Below are 281 nucleotides of genomic sequence, written 5' to 3'. Positions count from 1 at the left end.
CTCACCCGGTTGGATCATCTTCTCCAAAGCCTTGCGTTCGCAGGTTTTGGCGGGACTGATGAGTGCACCCGAGGGCTTTTCATCAAGCAAACTGAACTTGATATGCAGGCGAAGTGCCGATTGTTTTGTTCCGTAATGGGTGCGCCAGTGAGCCCATGCCATGCGGGGCAGGGCCGAAAAGACGGAACTGTCGACCAGCCGTAACGATTTGAGCAGACCTGGCGGGATGCCTGCTTTTTTGACGGAATTGCCGATGTTTTCAGCCGCAAGTTTTCTGAAAA

General features: G+C 53.4%; 1 pseudogene. It reads right to left on the bottom strand.

From position 1 onward, the window contains the following. Positions 1-281, bottom strand: a pseudogene (locus HW115_RS20385) (hypothetical protein); the annotation flags it as partial.

Origin of the sequence: Oceaniferula marina (assembly GCF_013391475.1) — a bacterium.
Classification (GTDB): Bacteria; Verrucomicrobiota; Verrucomicrobiia; order Verrucomicrobiales; family Akkermansiaceae; genus Oceaniferula; species Oceaniferula marina.
Note: the sequence above shows the minus strand (reverse complement) of the source record. Positions and strands in the feature narration are given on the sequence as shown.